Here is a 25,804-nt window from a genome sequence, read left to right as displayed (position 1 = left end):
TCAAGGGTCCAATGGTCTGAACCGTCAGTGGCCGCGGAAGGCTTCGGCGAGCCACCAGGAGCCGCCGTCGCTGGTGATCTTGGCGTCGAGCAGGAGGGGGCGGTCGCGCGGACCGGCCAGCCAGTCCGTGAGATGGGCGAGGTCGGAGGGGGCGCGGATGGTGGCGGCGTTGCAACCGAAGCCGCGGGCGATGGCGGCGATGTCGGTCTCCGGGAACTGGACGGTGGTCAGGTCGGCACCGTCGGGGCCGAAGTGGTGCACCTCGGCGCCGTAGGCCTCGTCGTTGTAGACCACGATGACCAGGGGTAGGCCGAGGCGGACGGCGGTGTCGAGCTCGGCGATGCTCATCAGGCAGCCGCCGTCGCCGAGGGCGGCGACCGGGAGGCGGTCGGGTTGGGCAAGGGCGGCGCCGATGGCGGTGGCCAGGCCGAGGCCGATCGACTGGAACGCCTGGGTGAAGCAGAAGCCGCGCTCGTCGGGGACGGACAGGTAGGCGCTCGGGTAGCCCATGAAGTTGCCCGAGTCGACGGCCACGATCCGTTGCGTGGGAAGCAGATCGTCCAGCAGGATGCTGAGCCGGCGCGGGTCGATCCGCTCCGCCGTCGAGGCCTCCTCGAACGGAACGTCGCGCCACCGCACCGATTCGGCGATCCGGGCGCGGACGGCCTCGGTGCGGTACCCGGTCCGGGGTTCCAGCTCGGCGAGCACGTCCCGGGCGGTCTGCGCGACGTCGCCGACCACCCCGATGGGCACGACGCGGTGCGCGCCCAGCGCCGACGCGTCCAGGTCGACTTGCGCGACGAGGGTGCGCGGGTTGATCAGCTTGCCGTGCCTGGTGGTCCACATGTTCAGCGAGCAGCCCCATGCGACCAGCATGTCGGCGTTGGAGATGAGCTCCGCGGCGAGCGGGGAGGCGAACCCGCCGGAGATGCCGAGCGACCACGGATCCCCGCTGAACAGTCCATTCGCGACAGCCGAGGTGGCCAGCAGAGCCCCGGCGGCCGCGGCCAGTTCACGCAGCTCCGGCCCGGCGTTGCGGGCGCCGCGACCCGCGAGGAACACCGGGCGCTCGGCCGTAGCGATGAACTCGGCGAGCCCCTTGACATCCGACGGGCCGGGCCGAATCGCCTGACTGGCATACGGTTTCGGCACAATTCCGTGCGAGACGGTGGGGGCGGGCTGGCGCTGGACGTCCAGCGGCAGGTTCAGCACCACCGTGCGGCGCTCGAACATGACCGTGCGCACGGCGCGCATGGTGTCGGCCTCGGCCGTCTCCGCCGAGTACACCCGCTCGGCCACCGCGCCGACCGCGGACACCGCGGCATCCTGGGCGATCCGAAAGTTGGACCGGATCGCCGCGGCCGCGGTGTCGCCGGTCAGCACCAGCAACGGGGTGCGGCTCTTGGCGGCCTCGGCGATCCCGGTCAGCGCGTTGGTCAGGCCGGGGCCCTGGTGCGTGGAGACCACCCCGAGCCGGCCGCTCATCCGGGAGTAGGCGTCGGCCATGGTCGCCGCGCCGCACTCGTGCCGGGCGGCGACGAACTCCACCCCCTCCGCGCGCAACGCGTTGGTCATCTCGAAGTTGCCGCTGCCGACCACACCGAAGGCACGCGCGACCCCGAGCTTGCCCAGCGTGCGCCCGACGAACTCGGCGACGTTCACCGCTCTACCAACGCCAATACCCGGGCCGGGCTGCCCGAACCACCGACGATCGGCAGCGGCGACACGACCAGCACCACGCCGGTGGTCGGCAGCCGGGACAGGTTCTGCAGCTGGGTCAGCCCGCATTTGCCGGCGCCGAGAAAGTAATGGTGGCACGGAAAGGGCGGGGTGAGCCCGCCCGCGCCGCCGGCGTCGGTGCCGACCGTCTCCACGCCGAGCCCGACAATCGGCGTGTCCTCGGCCAGCCAGCGCGCGCACTCGGCGGACACACCCGGCGTGTGCGAGCCGGAGTCGTCGGCGTTGAGGAACCGCTCCGCGTCGCCGGACCGCTCGTCCCAGCCGGTGCGGTAGAGCAGCCACCCGCCGTCGGGCAGCGCCCCGTTGGCCTTCTCCCAGGTCCGCACGTCCTCGATCTGCAGCAGGAAGTCCGGGTTCTCGGCCACCCGGTCGGAGGCGTCCAGCACGACGGCCGGCGCCACCAGCATGCCCAGCGGCAGCTCGGCGACGTCCGGACCGTCCTGCCCGGACGCCCAGTGCCGCGGCGCGTCGAGGTGGGTGCCGGTGTGCTCGCCGGTATGGATGTTGTTCCAGTACCAGAACGGGCCGCGCTCGTCGTACCGGCTGATCTCCTCCAGCTGGAACGGAATCGTGTTGGCGAACGGCTCGGGCAGCCGCAGCACCGGGGTGCTCGCCGAAAGCGGTGCGGTCAGGTCGACGATCTCGATGCGGTTCGCCCGTATCGCACCGAGCACGTCCTGCAACAGGGCCATGGCGGCAGCGTACCCACCCGGGTCAACCGTGCCCGGCCAGCAGCCGTTCGCACCGTTGCTGGCCGAGGGCCTTGGTCAGGGTGTTCCGAAGCTCGTCGTACAGCGCGGCGTCGAAGCGGGGAGCGGTCTGGTGCGGCGACAGCTCGAGGATCCGCCCGGTGCCCGCGGCCCTGGCGAAGATCCCCGCGAAATGCTCCTCGAAGAACTGCTTGGTCTGGGTGTCGATCACCTCGAACGCCGCCGACGCCGACCCCAGCAGCGTGAGGAAATAGAATCCGATCACCACGTCGTCGTCTTCCCGGTGGTAGGCGAAGTGCGGCACCTCGTCGTACACGCGGATGTGCAGTTGTGCCCTGGCCGGCAAGGATTTCTCGCTGTTGATCAATTCGTACAGCCGGTGGCAGATACCCAGTGAGACCGCCAGGTCGGAAAGCATGCTCTCCTCGGTCTGCCCTTCTTCATGGGCAAGCCGGGGAATGAGGTCGGATCTGGGATCGAGGAACAGGATCCGGATGGTGGAGCCCTGTTGCAGCTTGGCGAGCAGCACCTCCTCGACCGGATACATGGTGCGGTCCCGGAAGTCGGCGCGCATCCGGTGCAGCACGGAGCGGCCGGCGAAGAACAGGGCGCAGGGTTCGTTCGTCGTGGTCCAGCGGTAGTACCCGTTGTAGCCGCGCCGAACCGGGGACACGAGCCGGACGCCGCTGCCGCGCTCGGCGAACATGCGCTGGTGCAACTTGGTGGCGATCGCGTCGGTGGTCTCACCCGCCTCGAACCGAACGATGACCAGTTCCCGGAAGGCGGCGACGACGCCGGCCACGATCAGCGACAGGCCGAGCCCGTTCACAAGGGCGCCGATCTTGCCCGCGCCCGCGATCAGCACGAGCACCGCCCCGGCCAGCATCATCACGATGGAGAACAGCAGGCGCAGCACGCCGTTCTTGCTCACGGACGGCAGGCTACCCCCTCCCCGAGGGTGTCGTGAGTCTTTTCCGGGGCTATGACGAAAAGACTCACGACCCCTGCCGGGGTTGGCCCTAGAACCTGAGGTTCCTCAGGTACTCGTAGCCGATCTCCGCGGTGACCAACGCGTCGGCCGGCTCGTCGTTTTCGACGATGTACTCGTCGACCTCCTGCACGTGGTTGGCGCGGAAGATCCGCGGGAAGTCGATGGTCCCGGTGCCGGGGTCGGCGAAGCTGCCGTCCGGGGCGCGGTCCTTGACGTGATACTGCTTGACCCGGCCGAAGTTCTCCCAGAACAGCCGGATCGGGTCGGCCCCGCCGGTGACCGCCCAGTACAGGTCCACCTCCAGGTGCACGTTCTTGCGGGTGGTGCCGCGGGTGATCAGGTCCCACGGCCGGACGCCGTCGATCGGGGTGAACTCGTGCGCGTGGTTGTGGTATCCGAACTGGAACCCGGCCCGCCGGAACGCCGCGCCGGCCCGCTCCAGCCGCTCGACGAACGCCTGCCACTCGGCGATCGTGGCGAACTGGGCGAACGGGTGGACGACGTACTTGTGGCCCAGCGTCCGGGCGTCGGCGATGAGCTGGTCGATGTCGCCGTCGATGCTGACGTGGGTGGACGTCGCCCTGATCCCGACGCGGTCAAGGATCGCCCGGAACTCCGCGGCGGTCCGGCCGTGCAGGCCGGCCAGCTCCACCTTGCGGTAGCCGATGTCGGCCAGCGCCTCGAGGGTGCCCTCCAGGTCGGTGGCCAGGATGCGCCGGAGGGTCCACAGCTGAATGCTGATCTTCTCCTTCGGCACCCGGAACCGCCGCCGGAAGTCCTCTGTGGACGGTTCCGCGCCGGCCGGTGTCATCCCCACGGCACCGGCCAGGATGGCGGCGCCGGCCGCGCCGCGCAGGATGGACCTTCTCGACAGTGAGTCGGTCATGAGAGCCCCTTCCGCTGTTCAGGACTTGTCGGAGGAGAACGCCGCGTCGAACGCGGCGGCCGGCGCGTCGAAGGCCAGGTTGCGGACGAACCCGACCGCCTCTTCCGCGCCGCGGAGGCGATCCATCCCGGCGTCCTCCCACTCCACGGAGATCGGCCCGGTGTAGCCGATCGAGTTGAGCGCCCGGAACGCCGCCTCCCATGGCACGTCCCCGTGCCCGGTGGACACGAAGTCCCAGCCCCGCCGGGCATCCGCCCACGGCAGGTGCGAGCCGAGCCGGCCGTTGCGCCCGTCGAAGCGCTTCTTGGTGTCCTTGCAGTCGACGTGGTAGATGCGGTCGGCGAAGTCGAGGATGAACGCGACCGGATCGAGGTCCTGCCAGACCATGTGCGACGGGTCCCAGTTCAGCCCGAACGCCGGCCGGTGGCCGATCGCCTCCAGCGTCTTCACGGTCGTCCAGTAGTCGTAGGCGATCTCCGACGGGTGCACCTCGTGCGCGAACCGGACACCCACCTCGTCGAACACGTCGAGGATGGGGTTCCAGCGCCGCGCGAAGTCGGCGTACCCGTCGGCGATCACCTCGGCCGACACCGGCGGGAACATGGCCACGTACTTCCAGATCTTCGAGCCGGTGAACCCGACCACCGTGTCCACCCCGAGCTTGCGGGCGGCCCGTGCGGTGTCGGCCATCTCGGCCGCCGCCCGCTGCCGCACGCCCTCGGGATCACCGTCGGCCCAGATCCGCTCGGGCAGGATCGCGCGGTGCCGGTCGTCGATCGGATCGTCGCACACCGCTTGTCCGACAAGGTGATTGGAGATCGTCCAGACCCGAAGGCCGTGGGACTCGAGCATGGCGAGCTTGGCCGGCACGTAGTCGTCGTCGGCCAGCGCCCGGTCCACCTCGAAGTGATCGCCCCAGCACGCGATCTCCAGCCCGTCGTAGCCCCACTGGGCGGCCAGCTTGCACACCTCCTCGAACGGCAGGTCCGCCCACTGGCCGGTGAACAGGGTGATCGGTCGGCTCATCGGTTCTTAGCTCCTTCCGGAAGAGCTGGCTTCGGGCAGCATCGCCACCCCTTCAATGGAGTCGATCACGGCGCGGGCGTCGCGGTCGAGAACGGAGCGGACGCCGGCATCGGGCACCCGGCCGGGCTCGTTGACGAGCTCGGTGAACCGGCGCAGCTCCCGCACGGCGCGCACGTCGTTGCCGGCCGCCTCGGCCTTTCGGGCCTTGGCCAGCTGGGCGGACAGCGCGACGTGGGCCGAAAGGGACAGCCGGTTGCTGGCCCGGAACCGGTCGAGCAACTGATCGATGTCGCGCATCGACGTGGTCGTGGCGAACGTGACCGACTGCTCGGTGCGGTTGCCGGCGCGGTCGGTCGCGGTCACCAGCAGCGCCTGGAAGCCAAGCGGCAGCTGGTGCAGCGGGACCACCTGGCCGGAGGAGATCGCCGCGCCGTTGAGCGTCCCGGCCACTGAGGACAGACCGGAGGTGGCGTCCTCGGCCTGCCAGGAAATCACCAGATCGGTGGCGTCGCCGTACACCCGGCCGTTGGCCACCCCCGCCACCAGCAGCGTCGGCCGGGTGGCGTCGATCTTGATGGTGGCCGCCTTGTCCGGCTCGACATTGCCGGCCCTGTCTATTGCTCTGTACAGCAGCGTGTGCTCGCCGTCGCCGGTCACCGTGATCACGCCGGTATAGGTGGTCCAGGCGCCGCCGTCGAGGCTGTACTCGATCCGGTCGACGCCGTCGCCGACGTCGGTCGCGGTCAGCTCCACCGGAACCTGCCCGGGGTGCCAGCCGGCCGGGCCGGGATCGGCGAACCGGGCCACGGTGACCGGCGCGGTGACGTCCAGCTCCTTGATCTGGATGTTGCGGTAGTAGACGTCGTCGCCCTCGCCGTGGTTCTGGATCCCGACGAACCCCTGGGTGAGGTCGCGGGCCGGGTCGGTGCTGACGAAGTCGTTGATCAGCACGCCGTTGAGGAACACCTTGATCGTCTGACCGCGCACCACGATCTCGTACCCGTTCCACTGGCCCGGCGGGTGCAGCGCCGCGTCCCTAGCGGCCAGGTCGGCCGACTGGAACGAGTAGATCGCGCCGGTCGTCCGGTCCGGGGCGTCGGTGGCGTCGATCTGCACCTCGTAACCCTGGTTGACCGCAACCCACGGATCATTGCCGGGATCGGGGAACCCGACGAACACGCCGGAGTTGTCGTCCCCGGCGACCTTCCAGTCCAGCTTCAGGCTGTAGGCGTTGAACTCCTCGTTGAACCAGAACAGCCCGAGCCCGCCGGTGGACAGGATCGTGCAGTCGGCCTGCGGCACGAACCGGCCCGGTCCGGCCTGCCGCCACTGCGCCAGGCTGGCCCCGGAGCCGTCGTAGAGGCTGCGGTAGCCGGCCTCGGGCGGGGTCGCCGCGCAGCCGAGCCCGGGGTCGGCCATGCCGCGGCCCTCCACCCGCAGAACGTCCACATCGAACAGTCCGCCGCTGCCGGTTCCCTTGAACACCAGGTACAGCGGCGCGGTGCCGCCGGGGTTGGTGATCGGGGTGACCGGCAGGTCGACGTAGTTGTCCCAGCCGCCGGTGTTGGCCACGGCCACGGTCTGCACCAGCGGACCGTCCACGGCGCCGTGCCGCACCTCGATCGTGCCGCCGGCGCCACCGGAGGACACCCGGTAGCCGATCCCGGTGACCCCGGTCAGGTTCACCGGATCGAACTTGATCCAGTCGTTGTTGTCGATGAAGCCGACCCGCCGGCCGCCGCTGGCCCCGTCGTGCGAGACGATCTGGATCCCGTTGGCCTCGTTGAAGAACTCGGCCTGCTTCACCTTGGGCTGCAGCACCGCGCCATCGGTTCCGGTCAGCTCGGGCACGCCGGGAGCGCCGTTGTCGGTGTAGCTGGCGGTGATCCCGCCGTACAGGTTGGTGTCCTCGCCGTGCCCGCCGTCGCCCGGCGTGGCGATCTCCCCGACACAGCCGGTGGCGTCGCTGATCGGGTGGCTGTGCTCGTCGTGGCCGAGCCGGTAGGCGACTGTGACCCGGGAGCAGTCGATCTGCGCGTCCTCCGGGTCGGTGACCGACACCCGGAACGGCACGGTGTCGCCGAACCCGAAGAACCCGCCGTCCAGCGGGAACTCCAGGGTCACCGTCGGCGCGGTGTTGCCGGCGGTGATCACCAGGCTGCGCACGCCGACCAGCCCGGTGGAGTCGGTGACCTCCAGCCGCGCGTGGTACTGGCCGACCGCCGAGTAGGTGAACTCGACCGGACCCTCCACTGTGGAGTCAACGGTGCCGTCGCCGTCGAAGTCCCAGGCGTAGGTCAGCTCCTGGTTGTCCGGATCGTGCGTGCCGGCCGGGTCGAAGTGGACGGTCAGCGGCGCGGGGCCGGAGGTGCGGTCGGCCGCCATGGCGACCACCGGGGTGCGGTGGCCCCTTGTGAAGTCGATCCGGTACACCGCCGAGTCCGGCGCCCCGGAGAAGAACGGGCCGCTGCCGTAGTCCAGCACGTACAGCGAGCCGTCCGGGCCGAACTCGATGTTCATCGGCCGCTGCAGGTCCATCGAGTCGAAGAACGGCTTGATGTCGCCGCGTTCCCCGTTCGGCCCGACCGCGATCTCCTTGATCCAGCCCCGGCCCCACTCGTAGGCGAAGAACTTGCCGTCGAAGTACTCCGGGAACTTGGTGATCGACGGGTTGTCCTGGTCGAAGCGGTACACCGGGCCGCCCATCGGCGATTCGCTGCCGGTGCCGAACTCGGGAACCGACCCGCCGTCGTAGGCGATCCACGCCGGCTGTACTGGCGGCAGGTCGACCAGGCCGGTGTTGTTCGGGCTCTCGTTGCGCGGCGCCGCGCAGTTGAACGCCGAGCCCGACGCCCCGGTGCCGAAGTCGTAGTCGATGTAGGCGTCGTTGTCGCCGTGGCAGTACGGCCATCCGTAGTTGCCCGGCTGCTTGATCAGGTTGAACTCGACCTGGCCGCCGGGGCCGCGGGCCGGATCCGCCGCGCCGGCGTCCGGTCCGTAGTCGCCGAGGTAGACCCAGCCGGTCTCCCGGTCGACGGCGAACCGGAACGGGTTGCGGAAGCCCATCGCGTAGATCTCCGGGCGGGTCCGCTCGGTGCCCGGCGGGAACAGGTTGCCGGCCGGGATCGTGTAGCTGCCGTCCTCCTGCACCGTGATGCGGATCAGCTTGCCGCGCAGGTCGTTGGTGTTGGCCGCCGAACGCTGCGCGTCGAACGCCGGGTTGCGGGTGGGCCGCTCGTCGATCGGCGCGAAACCGTCGGACTGGAACGGGTTCGTGTCGTCCCCTGTGGACAGCCAGAGGTTGCCGGCGGCGTCGAAGTCGATCTCCCCGCCGGCGTGGCAGCAGATGCCGCGGCTGGCCGGCACCTGCAGGATGCGCTGCTCGCTGGCCAGGTCCAGGGTGCCCTCGTCGGTGAGCCGGAACCGGGACAGCTGGTTGTGCCCGTCGAACGGCGCGAAGTCCGCCGCGGTGCCGTTCTCCGGCGCGTTGCCGGCCGGGGTGTCCAGCGGCGGCGCGTAGTACAGGTAGACCCACCGGTTGGTGGCGAAGTTCGGGTCGATCGCGATGCCCTGCAACCCGTCCTCGTCGTGGTTGTACACCGGGATCCGGGCGGCCAGCGTGGTGGTCGCGGCCGGCGTGGTCAGCCAGACCTCGCCGTCGCGCCCGGTGTGCAGCACCCGTCTGTCCGGTAGCACCGCGAGCGCGATCGGCTCCCCGGTGACCTCTTCACCCTTCGCCAGGGTGATCTGGTCAAAATCCGAATCGACCGGGGCCCCTCCGCTTTCCGGCGTGCAGTCGCCGTCGGCCAGGCCGGCCGCGTACCGGATGCCGCCGAGCAGGTGCGCGCGGAACAACGGCTCGCTATAGGACTCGATGGTGTGGCCGAGGCCGGTGTACCAGGACCGGCCGGTGCCGTTCGGGTGGCACCAGGCGATCGGGTGGTCCGGACCCATCGCCCCCGAGCCCGGGTCGTAGCTGGACTCGTCCAGCGTGGCCAGCACCTTCACCTGGGAGCGCGGGTTGGTCCGGTAGTTGTACCACTCGTCGGTGCGCTGCCAAGGGTCCGGCAGCCCGGCGGTGGACGGGTGCTCGTGATCGGTGACGCGAATGGTGGCCGGCTGGATCTGCGGGTGGTTCTGGAAGTACGCCCCGACCAGCCGCCCGTACCAGGGCCAGTCGTACTCGGTGTCGGCCGCGGAGTGCACGCCGGCGTAGCCGCCGCCGGAGTCGATGTAGCGCTCGAAGGCCGCCTGCTGCTCGGCGTTGAGCACGTCGCCGGTGGTGGACAGCCACACGACCGCGGCGAACCGGTCCAGGTTGGCGTCGGTGAACGCCGCGGCGTCCTCGGTCGCCTCGACCTGGAAGCCGTTCTGCGCGCCGAGCTCGGTGATGGCGGCGATCCCGGCCGGAATGGAGTCGTGCCGGAACCCGGCCGTCTTGGAGAACACCAGGATCGTCGGGTCATCGGGAAGGGCGGGCTGGGCCGCGGCGGCCGGGGTGGCCGACGCACCGGTGCCGAGCGATAGGCCGGTCAGGACGGCCAGTGCCGCGACGCCGAGCCTGGCCGGAGTGCGGAATTCCGTCGTCGTGTGGTTTCGGGTTCTCTTCGGACCGTGTTTGTCGCGATTCTGCGCGCTACGCGGTTGCGCCGGCAGGGCGCGAGACATGAGCCGCCGCGTCGCACTCGGACGGCGCCCCGCCACCGCAACAGCGTGCTTTCGGCACGGGGCGCGCTCGGTGGTCACCTTGGGAGCCGCGCGATCAGTTGCTTCAGACCCACTGTGCACTGGTACTTTCTCCTTGTTCTCACGGTCCTGCCGCCGGCCGACGCCACTCGGATCCCGGCTGCAGGGCGCTGGGGACCGCGGAAGGGAACCTCCCTTTTCGTGTGTGCGACGCCGCCTGACACGTTCGCGCGGGCCGGCGGCGTCGCCCCTTTTCGGCTAACGGGCTCCGAACAGGTGCTCGAGGGCGAGCTGGTCGAGCCGCTCGACGCCCTTGCCCCGCTTCGCCGCGGTCTCGACGTCGAAGTCCTCGGAACGCAGCGCGGTCAGGCTCTCGCCCGGTGCGAGCGTCGGCTCGGACAGCTCGGCCACCTTGGTCGCGGCGAGCGCCTCGGCCACCTCAGGGTCGGCCCGGAACGCGGCCGCCCGCTCCTTGAAGATCAGGTAGTTGCGCATGCAGGCGGCGGCCGCCGCCCACACCCCGTCCTCGTCCTCGGTGCGGGCCGGCTTGAAGTCGAAGTGCCGCGCGCCGTCGTATCCCGCGCCCTCCAACAGGTCCACCAGCAGGAAGGCGCTCTTGACGTCGCCGTTGCCGAACCGGAAGTCCTGGTCGTAACGCGGGCCGGTCTGTCCATTGAGGTCGAGATGGAACAGCTTGCCGTGCCACAGGGCCTGCGCGTACCCGTGCACCACCGACAGCCCGGCCATCTGCTCGTGCCCGACCTCCGGGTTCAACCCGACGATCTCCGAGTCGTCCAGCTCGTCGATGAACGCAAGGGCGTGGCCGATCGTGGGCAGCAGGATGTCCCCCCGCGGCTCGTTCGGCTTGGGCTCCAGCGCGAACCGGATGTCGTAGCCGCGCTCCCGGACGTACGCGCACAGCACGTTGAGCGCCTCGGCGTAGCGGTCCAGCGCGGCCCGGACATCCTTGGCCACCGGGGACTCCGAGCCCTCCCGGCCGCCCCACAGCACATAGGTCTTCGCGCCGAGCTCGGCCGCCAGGTCCAGGTTGCGCAACACCTTGCGCAGCGCGAACCGGCGGATGTCCCGGTCGTTGGCGGTGAACGCGCCGTCCTTGAACACCGGATGGGTGAACAGGTTGGTGGTGGCCATCGGCACCACCAGCCCGGTCGCGTCCAACGCCTTGCGGAACGCGGCGATCCGCGCGGAGCGCTCGGAGTCGGGCGCCCCGAACGGGATCAGGTCATCGTCGTGGAAGCTGACGCCCCACGCGCCGAGATCGGCCAGCCGCTCGACGGTGTGGGCCGGGTCGAGTGGCTCACGCGTGGCCACCCCGAAGGGGTCGACGCCAAGCCAGCCCACCGTCCACAGCCCGAAGCTGAACTTGTGCTCCGGACGGGGCACGTAGTCGTTCATCGTCTTCCTTCCCGAATCTGTGAGGGCTTACCGGCGCCGAGGCCGGGCCGACGGCCCGCCGAGGGGTCGGTGACCACCGATCGGCGGCCGGCAACGGCAAGTAGTGCATCCAGCCTCGCCCTCACATTGACTCAACACTGTGTGACACCGCGCTCCTCAGCCTGACGGATTGTCACACGCGTCAGGAGTCGAACCCCACATCCATGTAGGAGTCCACGTTCTCCTTGGTCACCACCGCCGAGTAGGTGGTGATCTCCGCCGGAATCTCGTGCTCGGCCAGGTCGCCCATGCCCTTGTTCTGGCCGAGGAGCCGGGCGAGCTGGATCGCCGACGACGCCATGGACGGGCTGTAGAGCACGGTCGCCTTCAGCGGCCCGCTGTCGGCCTTGATCAGGTTCATCATGTTCTTCGAGCCCGCGCCCCCGACCATGAGGAACTCGTTGCGGCGAGCGGACTCGATCGCGGCCATCACGCCGATCCCCTGGTCGTCGTCGTGGTTCCACAGCGCGTCGAACTTGGGCACCGACTGCAGGAGGTTGGCGGTCACCTGCTCGCCGGTCTCCGCGGTGAAGGAGGCGGCGACCCGCGGCCCGACGGTGAACCCGTTCTTGGTCAACGCATCCCGGAATCCCTTGCTGCGCTCCTGGGTCAGCGGCAGCGAGTCGATGCCGGCGATCTCGCCGATGATCGGGTTGGAGACGTTGCGCTTCTTCATCTCCGAGGCGATGTAGTTGCCCGCGTTGACGCCCATCCGGTAGTTGTCGCCGCCGATCCAGGTCCGGTACGCCAGCGGCGTGTCGAAGATCCGGTCCAGGTTCACCACCGGGACCCCGGCATCCATCGCCTCCTGCGCGACGGCGGTCAACGCCTTGCCGTCGAACGGAAGGATCACCAGCACGTTCACCTTGGCGTTGATCAGCGACTCGACGTGCGAGATCTGCACGTTGGGGTCGTTGGTGCCCTCGACGGCGTTGAGCGTCACGTCGGAGAACTTCTCGGCCTGCGCGCGGGCGTTCTTGGTGATGGCGGCGATCCAGCCGTGGTCGCCCGCCGGCCCGGAGAAGCCGATGGTGACCCGCTGGCCGGGCTGGCTGTTCGCGCCCTGGGCGGCCGCGTTGTTGTCGGGGGCGGAGTTGGCCGGCTCGTTGGACGTGCAGCCCGCAAGCAGCGATCCGGCGCCGAGCGCGGTCGTGCCGAGCAGGAAGCGGCGGCGGGCCAGGGACGGGTGTTCTGACATGGCAAGGCTCCTGCGAATGTCGAAAGTGGACTAGGTCGGGGTCTTGCGGGTCCGGCTGGTGCCGTACTGCAGCAGCACCGCGGCAATGATGATCACGCCCTTGGCGATGTTCTGGATGTCGGTTTCGAGGTGGTTCTGGGTGAAGATGCTGTTCACCACGGTGAAGATCAGCACGCCGATGAGCGTGCCGATCAGCGTGCCGCGCCCGCCGGACAGCAAGGTGCCGCCGATCACCACGGCCGCGATCGCGTCCAGCTCGTAGAACAGGCCGTTGGTGGACGCGCCCGATGTGGTCCGGGCGACCACCATGATCGCTGCGATCCCGCAGCACAGCCCGGCGATGCCGTACACCAGCGCGGTGTGCAGCTTGACGTTGATCCCCGCCAGCCGGGCCGCCTCGGCGTTGCCGCCGACCGCGAACGTGCGCCGGCCGAACGTGGTGCGGTTGAGCACGACCCAGCCGATCGCGAACACCACGGCGAGAATCCAGATCAGCACCGGGATGCCGAGGAAGTCGCCGCGGAAGAAGGTGGTGAACCCGGTCTCGGTGACCACCTGGGTCTGCCGGTTGGACAGCCGCTCGGCCAATCCCCGTGCCGAGGCGTACATCGCCAGCGTCGCGATGAACGGCACGATCCGGCCGTAGGCGATCAGCACTCCGTTGATCAGCCCGGCGCCCAGCCCGACGAGCAGCGCGCACAGCACCATGATCCACGGGCCGTAGGACTGCGTGGCCAACGTGGTCATCCACACGCTGGCCAGCGCCACGAGCGAGCCGACGGACAGGTCGATGCCGCCGCTGATGATCACGAACGTCATGCCGACGCTGACCACGCCGATCGCCGCGGCCAGCCGCAGCATCGTGGAGATGTTGCTGTCGTTGAGGAAGGTCTCCGGCTGGCTGATGTAGCCGACCACGCACAGCAGCACGAGCACACCGATCAGCGCGGTGAGCCGGATGTCGAGCTGGAACCGCCGGTCGCGCTCCGTCTTGCGGGGTTCGGCCACCTCGGTTGGCGCGGCTTCCCGCTCGGTGGTCACATCACTCATAGCGTCACCTCGCAAGCTCGGTGACGGCGACCCTGCCGCCTCGTTCCTCGGCGGCAGGGCAGTGTCGGATGGTTCGCTCCGCAAGCTCCGCCAAGCCGGCATCTCCTCGCAGGCTCGGAGCTGCCGGAGTATCGATGGTTCGCTCCGCAAGCTCCGCTCTCATGCCAACACCTCCGTGGTCTCCATGATCATGTCCAGCACGGCGGCCTCGGTGAGCTCGCCGGCCGGCGCGTCGGCGAGCACCTGCCCGTCGCGCAGCACCAGCACCCGGTCGGAAAGGCCGAGCACCTCCGGCATCTCGCTGGACACCAGCACCACCGCGACGCCGGCCGCGGCCAGCTCGTGGATCAGGTGGTACAGCTCGGCCCGCGCGCCGACGTCCACGCCGCGGGTCGGCTCGTCCAGGAGCAGCACCCGGCAGTTGCGCACCAGCCACCGGGCCACGACGGCCTTCTGCTGGTTGCCGCCGGACAGCGTGCGCATGATCCGGCGCGGGTCGGCCGGCCGAAGGTCGAGGCGCCGCAACGTGGTGCGCGAGTCCTTCAGCTCGCGGCGCCGGTCGGTGAACCCGGCCCGGCTGTAGGCGGGCAGGCTGGCCAGCGTCACGTTCGTGGCCACGGTCGCGTCGAGCAGCAGTCCCTGGCTCTTGCGCTCCTCCGGCGCCAGGCCCATGCCCGCCGCGACCGCGGCGACCACGCTCCCCGGCGCCAGCCGTTTCCCGTTCACCAGCACGGTTCCCGAGTCCGGCCGGCGCGCCCCGAACACGGTCTCCAGCAGCTCGCTGCGACCGGAGCCGACCAGGCCGGCGATGCCGAGGATCTCCCCGGCGTGCACGGTGAACGAGACGTCGGTGAACTCCCCCGCCCGGCTGAGCCCCTCGACCCGCAGCGCCTCCGTCGCGTTGTCCACTGTGGACACGTCGCGGACCGGGAAGACGGTCTCCACCATCCGGCCGGACATCAGGTTGACCAGCTCGGAGGTGGGCGTGCCGGCCGCGTCCAGCCCGGCGGCCACCGTCCGACCGTCCTTGAGCACGGTCACCCGGTGCCCGATCCGGCGGATCTCGTCCAGCCGGTGGGAGATGTAGACCACCGCGACCCCGTCCGCGGTCAGCTCCCCGACGATGCGGAACAGGTTGTCCACCTCGTCGGAGGCCAGCGCCGCGGTCGGCTCGTCCATCACGATCAGCCGGGCGTCGTGGGCCAGCGCCCGTGCCATCGACACGAGTTGCTGGCCGGCGGCCGACAGCGCCGCGACCTCCCGCTGCGGCGAGATCTCCGGGTGGCCCAGCCGGCGCATCAGCGCGGCGGCCGCCGCCCGTGCCGACCGTCGCTTGCTGAACCCGAACCGGGAGCGCTCGTGCCCGAGGAAGATGTTCTCCGCCACCGACAGCGCGGGCACCAGGTCCAGCTCCTGGTACATCGTGGCGATTCCCTGCCGGAACGCGGCCACCGGCGAGCCGAACTTGGTGGGCTCGCCGCGCCAGACGATCTCCCCGGCGTCCGGCTGGTGCGCCCCGGACAGCACCTTGATCAGGGTGGACTTCCCCGCGCCGTTCTGCCCGAGCAGGCAGTGCACCTCGCCCGCGCGCACCTCGAGATCGACCCCGTCCAGCGCCCGCACACCGGGGAACGTCTTCACGATCCCGGTCATCGACAGGAGTTCCTCCGTCAAAGCATCACCTCGCAAGCTCGGTGATGGAGACCCCGTGTTGGTTGGTTCGCTCTGCAGGCTCCGCCAAGCCTGCCTCTCCTCGTTCCTCGAAGACGCAGGAGCATCAGTTGGTTCGCTCCGCAAGCTCCGCCAAGCCTGCGCCTCCTCGTTCCTCGGAGACGCAGGAGCATCAGTTGGTTCGCTCCGCAGGCTCCGCTCACACCCGCACCTCCTCCTTGATCAGGGGAACCACGGTCGGGTCGTCGAGCACCCGGCGCAGCGAGGCGAGCGCGCCGCCGGTGGTCGCCGCGGTGAAGCCCAGCCGCGAGCCGACCACCGTGACCCCACCGGCGCCCGGGGCCAGCACCCGCGCAGTCACCTCCGCGCGCACCGGCTCCACCAGCCACTCGGGCAGCGCGGCGAAGTAACCGCCGAGCACGACCACCGCCGGGTTGAGCAGGTTGACCACAATGGACACTCCCGCGCCGAGCGCCGAGCCGATCTGGTGCAGCGCGTGCAGGGTGCGCCGGTCGCCCCGCTCGGCCCTGGCCCGGATGATCGCCATGCACTCGTCGAGGTCGAGCGTCGGGTCGCGGACCGGGTCGTCCGGGTCGGCGCAGGCGTGCAGCAGCGCGCCGAGCCCGACCTGGGTCTCCCAGCAGCCGCGCCGGCCGCACGAGCAGGTCGGGCCGAGCGGGTCCATCGACATGTGGCCGATCTCGCCGGCGAACCCGAGCGCGCCGCGCACCAGCCGGCCGTCGCAGATCACCCCGCCGCCGATGCCGAAGTCGCCGGTCAGGTACACCAGGTCGGAGACCGGCATGCCGGCGTGCTCGGCCATGGCGCCGAGGTTGGCGTCGTTGTCGACGGCGATGTCCAGCAGCGCCAGCCCGGTCCGCGCGGCGAGCCCGTCGGCGACCGGCACCTCGCGCCAGCGCAGCCGCGGGGCCAGCCGCACCACGCCCGCGTCGATGTCCACCAGCCCCGGCACCGACACCGCCACCCCGGCCGGATGCCCGCCGGCCGCCCGCACCACGGCCAGCGCGTCCCTGGCCACCGCGGCAAGCTGGTCAAGCGCCAGCTCGGGGTCGACGGCCGGCACATCACAGGCCACTCTTCGACGAAACAGCACGCTTCCGGTCAGGTCGGTGACCACCCCGCCGACGTGGGCCACGTGCAGGTCCAGCCCCACCCCGCAGGCGCTGCTCGGACGCAGGTCGACCAGCTGCCCCGGCCGGCCCTGCCCGCCCGCCGACACCCCCGCCGAGTGCACCAGCCCGCGCTGCTCGAGGTCGGTGACCAGCGAGGACACCGTCGCCTTCGACAGCCCGGAGCGCACCGCGAGCTGCGCGCGGGACAGCGCGCCGTGCGTGCGCAGGGTGCGCACGAGCAGGGCGAGGTTCCCGCGGCGCAGGCCGGCCTGATCTGCCGGACGGTTGTGTCCCACGCTGCCCCACTTCGTTGAGGGCCCGATCAAAAGCTGATTGGTTGAGAGCCTGTCCCAGGGGGCACACCCAGATCAATACGCCATTCAGCCCAACGTGCCGGCCCTACTTTCGCAAAAGAGAAGCGAAAGTGTGCTCAAGCCGTGCTGGTCAGTTGAAGATGTGGTCCGTGGCCGACCAGGCGGCGCCGGTGACGCCGGCCAGGTCGCCGAGCTCGGAGAGCACGATCGGGAGGTTGCCGGTGGCCAGGGGCAGGGAGCGGCGGTAGACGGAGCTGCGGACCTCGGCCAGCAGGGGGTGGCCGAGCCGGGAGACGCCGCCGCCGATGACGACCATGCCGGGGTTGAGGAAGCTGACCAGCGAGGCGATCACGTGGCCGAGCCGGCGGCCGCCCTCGCGGACCAGGTTGGCGGCGCCGAAGTCGCCGGCCGCGGCGGCGGTGCCGACGTCGGCGGCGGTGAGCTGGCCGCGCTCCTCAAGGGTCGCGGCCAGCATGCCGGACCGGCCGCTGCGGGCCAGGGTCAGCGCGTCGCGGGCGAGGGCGGCGCCGCCGAAGTAGGCCTCGAGGCAGCCCACCTCGCCGCAGGCGCAGGCCGGACCGTAGTCGTCCAGCTTGATGTGGCCGATGTCGCCCGCGGTGCCGGCCACCCCGCGGTAGACCCGGCCGCCGACGACGATGCCGCAGCCGATCCCGGTGCCGATCTTGACGAAGATCAGGTCGTCCAGCGAGCGGGCCACGCCGGCGTGCCGCTCCCCAAGCGCCATGATGTTCACGTCGTTGTCCACCACGACCGGCCGGCCCCACTTGCCGGCCAGCTCCTCGCGCACCGGGTAGCGGTCCCAGCCGGGCATGATCGGCGGCGCCACCGGCATGCCGTCGCGGAAGCTGACCGGGCCGGGCAGCCCGACGCCGGCGCCCATCAGCCGGCCCGGCGCCTTGCCCACCACCCGGCCGGCCAGGTCAACCACCCGGCCGAGCACCTGGGTCGGGCCGAGCCGGACGTCGCACTCCTCGCGCTCGTTGGCCAGCACCTCGCAGCGCCCGTCGGTGACCGCCACCGCCACCGACGTCGCCCCGACGTCCACCGCGATGAACCGCAGGTCGTCGGCGAGGTGCACGAGCGTCGACCGCCGGCCGCCGCGGCTGGCCGCCGGGCCCCCGATCTCGACCAGCCCGGAGTCGATCAGCCGGGACAGCTCGCCGGCGAGCTTGGCGCGCGGCAGCTCCAGCCGCTCCCCCAGTGCGACCCGGGACAGCGGTCCCTCGTCACGCAGCAACTCCAGCACTCGCGACTCGTGCCGCGAGCGCACCCGCGATCGAACCTTCGGCTGCTCGCTGCCGCCCACCGGCACAATCTACCGCCGTGCGACGAGCCGGACCGGCAGGCTCTTGGCACCCCACGTGAAGTTCGACGCGGTGTACTCCGGCTCGCCGGTCAGCTCGACCCGCTCCACCCGGTCGACCAGCTCCTCGAGGAAGATCGACAGCTCCAGCCGGGCCAGCCGGGCGCCGAGGCACAGGTGCCGGCCGTCGCCGAAGGCGACGTGCTTGTTGGGGGTGCGGGTGATGTCGAACCGGTCGGCGTGGGGGAACGCGGCCTCGTCGCGGTTGGCGGAGATGTTCCAGATCGTCACCCGGTCGCCGGCGGCGATGTCCCGGTCGCCGATCCGGGCCGGCGCCATGGCGGTGCGCAGCACGTGCACGCCGGGTGTGGTCCACCGCAACGCCTCCTCGACCGCGGTCGGCAGGACCGCGGGGCCGCCCGCGCGCAGCGCCGCCCACTGGTCCGGGTGCTCGACGAGCGCGAGCACCGCCCCGGCCGCCGAGTACCGGGTGGTCTCGTTGCCGCCGGCCAGCACGCCGTTGCAGTTGACGACGATCTCCTCGTCGCTCAGCGGCCGCTCGCCGTCCGCCGTCGTCCGCCGGTCGAGGGCGATCCGGCTGACGAAGTCGTCGCCGGGGTTGCGCCGGCGCCGGGCCACCAGCTCGGTGAAGTACAGGAAGATCTCGGCGTGCGATGCGCGCCGGGTCTCCTCGTCCTCGCCCTCGAACGCGGTGTTCATGGTCCCGCCGAGCCAGTCCCACTCGTCGCGCGGGACGCCCATCAGCCCGCACACCACCCGGGTCGGGAGCCGGCGGGCCACCTCGGCCATGTTGACCTCGCCGGCCGCCAGCGCCTCGGCGAGCAGGTCCCGCACGACGTCCCGGGCCAGCCGGCCGGCGGCGGCCACGGTGTCCGGGCCGAGCCCGCGGGACAGCACGCGTTTGAGCTGCGTGTGGTCCGGCGGGTCGGACACGATCAGCATGCGTCCGGTGACCGCGGAGACCGCGGCCGGGTTGGTCTCGAGGCGCATACCGAACCGGGAGCTGAACGTCTCGGCGTCCCGGTAGACGCGCAGCGCGTCGTCGTACCGGGTCACCGCCCAGAACCCCGGACCGTCCACCCGGGTGTGCCAGTGCACCGGGTCGTTGGCCCGCAGCCACGCCATCGTCTCGCGGAACTCGTTGCGTCCGAAGGGTTTCGCGTCGGTCAGGTCGATCAGCACGGCACCGCCCCCGCCCTGCGCGGGCCGGGCAGCGGGACCCGCCGGCCGCCGAGGATCTCGCCGAGCAGCCGCGGGATGACGGCCGCCTGCTCGGTGACGAACACGTGGCTGCCTTCGAACCGCCTGCGGTGCACCGGCATGCCGAGGTATTCCGGCCACGCGTCCAGCCGCTCCGGGCTGGCGGTGTCGTCGCGGTCGGCGCCCCACACGTGCACCGCGGCGTCCACCCGCGGGTCGGCCGGCGCCCGGTAGTCGCGGATCAGCTCGACGTCGCGGCGCACCAGGTCGAGGACCTGCGCGCGGGTGTCGTGGTCGATGCCGGTCTCCAGCATGCCGTGCCGGGCGTGCTCGACCAGGCCCTCGGGCGCGTCGCGCAGCTGCGGCGGCTCGCAGGCGGCCAGCACCAGCGCGGCCGGCCACCGGCCGTGCTCCCCGAGCCGCCGGGTGATCTCGTAGCCGATCAGCCCGCCGTAGCTCTCGCCGAACACCAGCAGCGGCTGGTCCGGCTTGACCACATCGAGGACCTGCGCGGTGATCGCGGACACCATTTCGTCCAAAGTAGACGGATGGGGCTCGCCGAGCCGGTTCTCCCGGCCGGGCAGTTGCACGCCGACCACCGAGAAGTCGTCGCCGAGCACCTCCTGCCAGGCGCGGTACCGGCCGCAGCCCGAGCCGGCCGGCGGCACGCACAGCACGGTCGGGCGCTCGGCGGGCACCGCGGACCACGGCACCAGCCACCCGCCCGCGCTCCGGCCCGCGACCGGCAGCCCGGTTCCGGCGCCGCCGGCCAGCCGGTCCAGCTCGGCCGCCAGCTCCGCCGGGGTCGGGTGGGCGAGCAGGGTCTGCATGGACAGCCGGATGCCGGTGCGCTCGCGCAGCGCGCTCACCGCCATGGCCGCCAGCAACGAGTGGCCGCCGAGCTCGAAGAAGTCGGCGTCGACGTCGGCGACCGGGCGGTCGAGCACCTCGCTCCAGGCCGCGCACACCTCCAGCTCCCGCGTGGTGGCGGGGGCCCGGCCGGCCGCCGGCCGGCCACCGGCCGCGCGCCGGGCCAGCGCCGCCCGGTCGACCTTTCCGTTGGCGGTGGCCGGAAGCGCGGCGACGACGTCGATCCCGGCGGGCACCATGAAGTCGGGCAACCGGTTGCGGCAGTGGTCGCGGATCGCGGCGGGGTCGGCGGTGCGGCCGGGCGCCGGGACGACGGCCAGCCCGATCGTCTGCCCCGGGTCGGGCACGTAGGCGGCGGCCGCGGTGACCGTCTCGAGCTCCTCGGCCACCAGCTCCACCTCGCGCAGCTCCACCCGGAACCCGCGCACCTTCACCTGCTCGTCGCGCCGGCCGACGTACTCGAGCAGCCCGTCCGACCTGATCGATACCAGGTCGCCGGTCCGGTAGAGCCGGTCGCCGAGCGGGCCGGGCACGAACCGCTCCGCGGTCAGCCCCGGCCGGTTGCGGTAGCCCCGCGCGACGGCCGGCCCGCCGATGTACAGCTCACCGGCGCGCGCCGGGACGCCGTGCTCGTCGAGCACGTGGGTCTGGTAGCCGGGCAGCGGCCGGCCGATGGTCAGCACGTCGTCGCCGCGCGCGTTGTCCGCCCACGTGGCCGCGATGGTGGTCTCGGTGGGCCCGTACACGTTGAGCACCCGCCGCCCGCCGGCCAGCCGCTCGGCAAGGCCCCGCGGGCACGGCTCCCCCGCGACCACCACGACGTCCACAGTGGACAGTGCATCGACGCAGGAGGCGAGCAGGGACGGGGTGAGGCATACCGTGCGCGGCCGGACCGCGGCGATGCGCGCGGCGAGGTCGGCGTGCTCGGCGTCGCCGTCGGCCAGGTCGATGATCGCCAGCCCCTGGCCGTGCAGCAGGTACAGCAGCGTGCACCACAGCCAGCCGTCGAACCCGGGCGACAGCGGGTTGACCCCCATGCCGCCCGGGGTCAGCCCGATCCCGGCGAGTGCGGACAGGAACGTGCCGAGCCCCCGGTAGGTGATCTCCACGCCCTTGGGCCGCCCGGTGGTGCCGGAGGTGTAGATGAGGTATGCGCAGTCGTCGCCGCCGACCTCGACCGGCGCGACGGTCGCGCCGGACGCTCCCGGTGGGATTCGGCGCACACCTGGCGGAACGGCGTCGGGGTGGATCCGGTCGGCGAGCAGCACATCGACCCCGGCGTCGCGCAGCACGAAGTTGAGCCGGTCGGCCGGGAACCGGTCGTCGACCGGGACCGCCGTGGCGCCGAGCCACCACACCGCGAGCCAGGACGGGACCGACAGCCGGGACCGGCCGTTGGCCAGGCCGACGGTGCTGCCGCGACCGACCCCGGCGGCGGCGAGCGATCCGGCGATCGCGCGGGTGCGCCGGGCCAGCTCGCGGAAGTCGAGGCTCCCGTCCGGCGCGGACACCGCAATGGACGTGGGAGTACGCTCCGACCACCGGTCCAGCGCGACGAATAAGTGACCCGCTCCCGCCTCCTGTCGTTCGGCAGTCGGTGCGGCCTTGGTCATGGCGAATCCTGCCCTTCCCGGATGGGAGGAGGACATGACACCGTTCTTCCCCCGTGGTCGTCCCAAGTCGACGGCGACCACCTGCACTATGCGGTTACTTGTCCCCTCGGTCAGCTACCTGCATCGATCACGATCGACGCGGAGTGTGTCATTGATTTGTCCGTTCAGGACACCGCCAAACGGGGCACCTTGCTTGCTGCAACTGGTGTCAACTGTGTCCGGACACGTGGGCCGTTCATGTCGTAATGTTTCTAGTCGCTGTTCGATACATGAACCGTCGTACGACGCGGAGGTAAGCCGGTGACCGAGGCCCTCGAGCAGGTCCCACACGGCCCGAGCGACGCGGCGTTGATCGCCGCGGTCCGGCGCGGCGAGACCAACGCGTACGGCGTCCTGTACGAACGGCACCTTTCCGCCGCCAAACGCGCGGCCGCGTGCCTGTCGAGCACCGCCGCCGAGCGGGAAGATCTGGTAGCCGAGGCGTTCACCCGGGTGCTGCAGATCCTGCGCTCCGGCCGCGGTCCGTCCGAGGAGTTCCGCCCGTACCTGCTGGTGACCATGCGCCACCTGGCGATCAATGCCGCCCGCCGGACCCCGGCCACCGCGCTGTTCGCCGACCTGCCCGACAACTACCTGCCGCCCGCCCCCGACGACCCGGTCGTGTCCCGGCTGCACGGCAACGACGCCGCGAGCGCGTTCGCCTGCCTGCCTGAGCGGTGGCGCCTGGTGTTGTGGCACACCGAGATCGAGGGCGAGACGCCCGCGGACATCGCCCCGGTGCTCGGCATGACGCCCAACGGGGTCGCGGCGCTGGCCTACCGGGCCCGGGAGGGCCTGCGCCTGGCCTACCTGCGCCAGCACCTGCCCCCGGTCGAGCGCCGGGAGTGCCGGGCGGCGACCGCCAAGCTCGCCGGCTGGGTGCGGCAGAGCCTGTCCGTGCCGCAGCAGCGCAAGATCTCCGCGCACCTGGCCCGCTGCCCGCGCTGCCGCGAGCTGGCCGACGGCCTCGAGCGACTCAACGGCGAGCTGCGCTCGATCCTCGCGCCCATCGTGCTCGGCGCCCCGTTCGCGGCCGCCTACCTGAACGGGTCCGTGCTTGGCACCGCCTCGTCCGGCCTTGCGGGCACGATGTCGTGGCTGTCCACGGTGAAGGCCTCGGTCTCGGCGCTGGCCGCCCAGGCCGGCGCGGCCGCCGCGATCGCGGCGGTGACCGCGGTGACCGTGGTCGCGTCCGACTCGTCGCCGGTCGGCCCGGAGCACGGCGGCGGCGCGGTCGCGTCCGGCGGCCCGGCCGCACCCGTGCAGCAGCCGCAGGGATCCGCCGCGGCACCCGTCGGCGATCAGCCTCAGGCACAGGGAATGGCCGCCCCGGCGGCCTCCGTCCGCTCCAAGCCGATCCCGGCGGACAAGGTGATTGCGGGCGACAAGGCCGCCAAACCGGACAAGGCTTCTGCCGACCGGGCGGCCAGGCCGGAGGTTCGGCCCCAGCCGCCGGAACGCCGACCCGCCGTGCAAACCCCGTCGCTGCCGAAGCAGGCCCAGAGCGCCAACTTCGCGTCCAGCGGCACAAGGGGTCGGCACGCGGGCGCGCCCGGCGCGGCCGCCACGAGCGCACCGGCCGGCCACTCCGGCGCGTCCGGCCCGGCCGGCCCCGCCGGTTCGGCTCAGTCCGGCAGGCACGCCAAGCGCTGACGCTCCAAGGGCTTCCCAATAGCCCTACTAGGACAGATCGTCGTCTACATCGGACTCGGGGACCCGGCGCCGCCCGGCCGCGGGTGTAGGGCCACACTGTCCGGGTGCCTGGCTGGACACCCGATCGATCCGTGCGGGCGGTGGGCAACGAGCCGGACTACCGGTTCTCCCTCGCCAACGAGCGGACGTTCCTGGCCGGCGTCCGCACGGCGCTCGCGCTGCTGGCCGCCGGGGTGGCGGTGATCCAGTTCCTGCCCGCGGCGATCCCGCGTCCGGCGCGGCTGGTGCTCGGGCTGCTGCTGATCGGCCTTGCCCTGCTGCTGGCGGCCACCAGCCACCGGCGGTGGCGCCGGGTGGAGCGGGCGATGCGGCTGGGCGAGCCGCTGCCTCCATCGTGGACGACCTGGATCGTCGGCACCGGCCTGTCCGTGGCAGCCGTGATCACCGCGGTGCTGATGCTGGTCACCTAGTCGGAAGCGGGCCGCCATCCGTGGCTGCTCGCGGGGAAACACCTGGGGCTCTTGCCGCTCACGGCGGCGACTTGTTACATCTGATCGGCCGGCCGGCTTCCCACAAACACGCCCACAAAAGGGAAGGGGGACGCACATGCGTCTCGTCGGCCCACTTACCCGGTCATGCCTCGTCGCCCTCGCGGCCGTCACCGCCGCCGCGCTCGCGACGCCCCCAGCCTACGCCAACGTGCCGCTGACCCAGGTGAGCAATGACCCCTACACCGATGCCCAGGCACAGCACCAGACCCAGGTCAGCCCGGACACCTTCCAGTTCGGCGCCACGATCGTGTCGGCGTTCCAGACCGGCCGGGTCTTCGCCGGCGGTGCGTCCAACATCGGTTGGGCCACGTCCACCAACGGCGGCGAGACCTGGACGCGCGGGTTCCTGCCTGGGATCACCGCCAACGGCAGCCCCGCCGGCCGGTACGGCCAGGTGTCCGGCCCGTCCGTGACGTTCGACGCCCGGCACAACGTCTGGCTGATCTCCTCGCTCGGCATCACGTCGGCCAGCTCCGACGTGCTCACCAGCCGGTCCACCAACGGCGGCCTGACCTGGAGCACCCCGATCGTCACCGCCACCGGCGACCTGGACAAACCGTGGATCGTCTGCGACAACAGCGCGGCCAGCCCGTTCTTCGGCAACTGCTACACCCAGTACGACACCGTGTCCGGCAACGGAATCCGGATGAAGACGTCCAGGGACGGCGGGCTCACCTGGAGCGCCGCGCAGGCAACCGGCGACGGGGCGGTGGGGGTCGGCGGCCAGCCGGTGACCCTCAACAACGGCACCGTGATCGTGCCCTACTTCGACACGCTCACCGGTGAGATCCGCTCGTTCCGCTCGGTCGACGGCGGCGCGTCCTGGCGGGCCACGGTGTCGGTCGACTCGGTCTTCCACCGCTCCCCCGCCGGTGGCCTGCGCGAGTTTCCCCTGCCCTCCGCCGAGGTCGACGGGCCGGGCACGGTCTACGTCGTCTGGTCCGACTGCGGCTTCCGGTTGGGTTGCGCCAGCAACGACATTGTGCTGGCGAAGTCGACCAGCGAGATCACGTGGAGCCCGACGATCCGGATCCCGATCGACCCGGTGTCCAGCGGCGTCGACCACTTCGCCCCCGGCATCGCCGTCGACCGCAGCAGCGGCGGCGCGTCCGCCCGGATCGGCGTTACGTATTACTTCTACTCCAACGGCTCCTGCACGTCGTCGACCTGCCGGCTCAACGTCGGGTTCATCTCGTCGACCGACGGCGGCACGACGTGGAGCGCCCCGGTGCAGATCGCCGGCCCGATGACGCTGTCCTGGCTGCCGAACACCACCCAGGGCCGGATGTTCGGCGACTACATCTCGACGTCGATCATGCCGGGCGGCAACGCCTTCCCGGTCCTGCCGGTGGCCTCCGCCCCCAGCAACGGCCAGTTCCGCGTCCCCATGACCGTGCCAACCGGCGGCCTGGAGATCACCGGCGGCACCCTGGCCGCCGGCCAGTCCACCACCCGCCAATCCGCCCCCACCGCAACCACGACCCTCGCGCCAACGGTCATCCTCCGCTGACCCGCTAGCCTCGGGCGAAGGCCGCCTTCAGCCGCATGAAACAAAGGCGGCCTTCGCCATCCCATCCCATCCCATCGCGCCGCGCGCTTGCCCGACAAAGCCAACAAAGTCGGCACCCGCGGAAACAAGATCGCCAGACCAAAGGGAGCACCGCGCCGGGCGC

Annotated in this window: 17 protein-coding genes; 3 read left to right on the top strand and 14 right to left on the bottom strand. The window is 71.4% G+C overall.

The features are described 5' to 3' along the window. Window positions 1-24: 24 nt before the first annotated feature. From VGX25_RS07840 to VGX25_RS07775, 14 genes are all read right to left on the bottom strand, one after another. Complete coding sequence (locus VGX25_RS07840; protein ID WP_326916948.1) at window positions 25-1,662, bottom strand: thiamine pyrophosphate-binding protein; 1,638 nt, start codon at window positions 1,660-1,662, stop codon at window positions 25-27. After that, window positions 1,659-2,432: a cyclase family protein gene (locus tag VGX25_RS07835; RefSeq protein WP_326916947.1), complete on the bottom strand. Its 774-nt coding sequence runs from the start codon at window positions 2,430-2,432 to the stop codon at window positions 1,659-1,661. Before VGX25_RS07835 ends, VGX25_RS07840 begins: the two co-directional genes overlap by 4 nt. A gap of 22 nt (window positions 2,433-2,454) precedes the next feature. After that, window positions 2,455-3,381: a hypothetical protein gene (locus VGX25_RS07830; protein WP_326916946.1), complete on the bottom strand. Its 927-nt coding sequence runs from the start codon at window positions 3,379-3,381 to the stop codon at window positions 2,455-2,457. An 88-nt stretch (window positions 3,382-3,469) separates the two neighbouring features. Further along, window positions 3,470-4,327 carry a sugar phosphate isomerase/epimerase gene (locus tag VGX25_RS07825; RefSeq protein ID WP_326916945.1) on the bottom strand — a complete coding sequence of 286 codons (858 nt, stop codon included), beginning with the start codon at window positions 4,325-4,327 and terminating at the stop codon, window positions 3,470-3,472. 18 nt (window positions 4,328-4,345) lie between these two features. Beyond that, entirely contained in the window at window positions 4,346-5,353 is a 1,008-nt protein-coding gene (locus tag VGX25_RS07820; RefSeq protein ID WP_326916944.1) for a sugar phosphate isomerase/epimerase family protein, read from the bottom strand. Between the two features lie 6 nt (window positions 5,354-5,359). After that, complete coding sequence (locus tag VGX25_RS07815; protein WP_326916943.1) at window positions 5,360-10,021, bottom strand: ThuA domain-containing protein; 4,662 nt, start codon at window positions 10,019-10,021, stop codon at window positions 5,360-5,362. A gap of 276 nt (window positions 10,022-10,297) precedes the next feature. After that, window positions 10,298-11,455 carry a xylose isomerase gene (gene xylA / locus VGX25_RS07810; RefSeq protein WP_326916942.1) on the bottom strand — a complete coding sequence of 386 codons (1,158 nt, stop codon included), beginning with the start codon at window positions 11,453-11,455 and terminating at the stop codon, window positions 10,298-10,300. 181 nt (window positions 11,456-11,636) lie between these two features. Continuing rightward, window positions 11,637-12,692 (bottom strand): substrate-binding domain-containing protein, encoded by a 1,056-nt coding sequence (locus VGX25_RS07805; RefSeq protein ID WP_326916941.1) that lies wholly within the window; start codon window positions 12,690-12,692, stop codon window positions 11,637-11,639. A gap of 30 nt (window positions 12,693-12,722) precedes the next feature. Continuing rightward, the gene (locus VGX25_RS07800; RefSeq protein ID WP_326916940.1) at window positions 12,723-13,742 is read right to left on the bottom strand and encodes an ABC transporter permease; all 1,020 of its coding nucleotides are present in this window, start codon (window positions 13,740-13,742) and stop codon (window positions 12,723-12,725) included. A gap of 159 nt (window positions 13,743-13,901) precedes the next feature. Further along, window positions 13,902-15,395: a sugar ABC transporter ATP-binding protein gene (locus tag VGX25_RS07795; protein WP_326916959.1), complete on the bottom strand. Its 1,494-nt coding sequence runs from the start codon at window positions 15,393-15,395 to the stop codon at window positions 13,902-13,904. A gap of 217 nt (window positions 15,396-15,612) precedes the next feature. After that, entirely contained in the window at window positions 15,613-16,842 is a 1,230-nt protein-coding gene (locus VGX25_RS07790) for an ROK family transcriptional regulator (protein WP_326916939.1), read from the bottom strand. Between the two features lie 148 nt (window positions 16,843-16,990). Beyond that, complete coding sequence (locus tag VGX25_RS07785; RefSeq protein ID WP_414635728.1) at window positions 16,991-18,151, bottom strand: ROK family transcriptional regulator; 1,161 nt, start codon at window positions 18,149-18,151, stop codon at window positions 16,991-16,993. A 45-nt stretch (window positions 18,152-18,196) separates the two neighbouring features. Continuing rightward, the gene (locus VGX25_RS07780) at window positions 18,197-19,387 is read right to left on the bottom strand and encodes a cytochrome P450 (RefSeq protein WP_326916937.1); all 1,191 of its coding nucleotides are present in this window, start codon (window positions 19,385-19,387) and stop codon (window positions 18,197-18,199) included. Further along, window positions 19,381-21,888, bottom strand: a complete 2,508-nt coding sequence (locus VGX25_RS07775) for an AMP-binding protein (RefSeq protein WP_326916936.1) — start codon at window positions 21,886-21,888, stop codon at window positions 19,381-19,383. Before VGX25_RS07775 ends, VGX25_RS07780 begins: the two co-directional genes overlap by 7 nt. A 300-nt stretch (window positions 21,889-22,188) precedes the next feature. Here VGX25_RS07775 and VGX25_RS07770 point away from each other — a divergent pair, with 300 nt between their 5' ends. The 3 genes from VGX25_RS07770 (at window position 22,189) to VGX25_RS07760 (ending at window position 25,641) form a co-directional block, all read left to right on the top strand. Beyond that, window positions 22,189-23,580, top strand: a complete 1,392-nt coding sequence (locus VGX25_RS07770; RefSeq protein WP_326916935.1) for a sigma-70 family RNA polymerase sigma factor — start codon at window positions 22,189-22,191, stop codon at window positions 23,578-23,580. 104 nt (window positions 23,581-23,684) lie between these two features. After that, window positions 23,685-24,050 carry a YidH family protein gene (locus VGX25_RS07765; RefSeq protein WP_326916934.1) on the top strand — a complete coding sequence of 122 codons (366 nt, stop codon included), beginning with the start codon at window positions 23,685-23,687 and terminating at the stop codon, window positions 24,048-24,050. 136 nt (window positions 24,051-24,186) lie between these two features. Continuing rightward, a complete protein-coding gene (locus VGX25_RS07760) occupies window positions 24,187-25,641 on the top strand; it encodes a sialidase family protein (RefSeq protein WP_326916933.1) in 1,455 nt (484 codons plus the stop codon). The last annotated feature ends 163 nt before the right edge of the window (window positions 25,642-25,804 follow it).

Source organism: Actinophytocola sp. (assembly GCF_035942955.1).
Classification (GTDB): Bacteria; Actinomycetota; Actinomycetes; order Mycobacteriales; family Pseudonocardiaceae; genus DASYTH01.
The sequence above is the reverse complement of the archived record's forward strand: the minus strand, read 5'-3'. Positions and strand labels throughout refer to the sequence as shown.

What these genes read in the sequence shown, in the direction of transcription:
- VGX25_RS07835 (WP_326916947.1), bottom strand. Translation starts at nt 2,432, where the DNA reads ATGGCCCTGTTGCAGGACGTGCTCGGTGCGATACGGGCGAACCGCATC.
- VGX25_RS07825 (WP_326916945.1), bottom strand. Translation starts at nt 4,327, where the DNA reads ATGACCGACTCACTGTCGAGAAGGTCCATCCTGCGCGGCGCGGCCGGC.
- VGX25_RS07820 (WP_326916944.1), bottom strand. Translation starts at nt 5,353, where the DNA reads ATGAGCCGACCGATCACCCTGTTCACCGGCCAGTGGGCGGACCTGCCG.
- VGX25_RS07815 (WP_326916943.1), bottom strand. Translation starts at nt 10,021, where the DNA reads ATGTCTCGCGCCCTGCCGGCGCAACCGCGTAGCGCGCAGAATCGCGAC.
- xylA (WP_326916942.1), bottom strand. Translation starts at nt 11,455, where the DNA reads ATGAACGACTACGTGCCCCGTCCGGAGCACAAGTTCAGCTTCGGGCTG.
- VGX25_RS07805 (WP_326916941.1), bottom strand. Translation starts at nt 12,692, where the DNA reads ATGTCAGAACACCCGTCCCTGGCCCGCCGCCGCTTCCTGCTCGGCACG.
- VGX25_RS07800 (WP_326916940.1), bottom strand. Translation starts at nt 13,742, where the DNA reads ATGAGTGATGTGACCACCGAGCGGGAAGCCGCGCCAACCGAGGTGGCC.
- VGX25_RS07795 (WP_326916959.1), bottom strand. Translation starts at nt 15,395, where the DNA reads ATGACCGGGATCGTGAAGACGTTCCCCGGTGTGCGGGCGCTGGACGGG.
- VGX25_RS07775 (WP_326916936.1), bottom strand. Translation starts at nt 21,888, where the DNA reads ATGACCAAGGCCGCACCGACTGCCGAACGACAGGAGGCGGGAGCGGGT.
- VGX25_RS07760 (WP_326916933.1), top strand. Translation starts at nt 24,187, where the DNA reads ATGCGTCTCGTCGGCCCACTTACCCGGTCATGCCTCGTCGCCCTCGCG.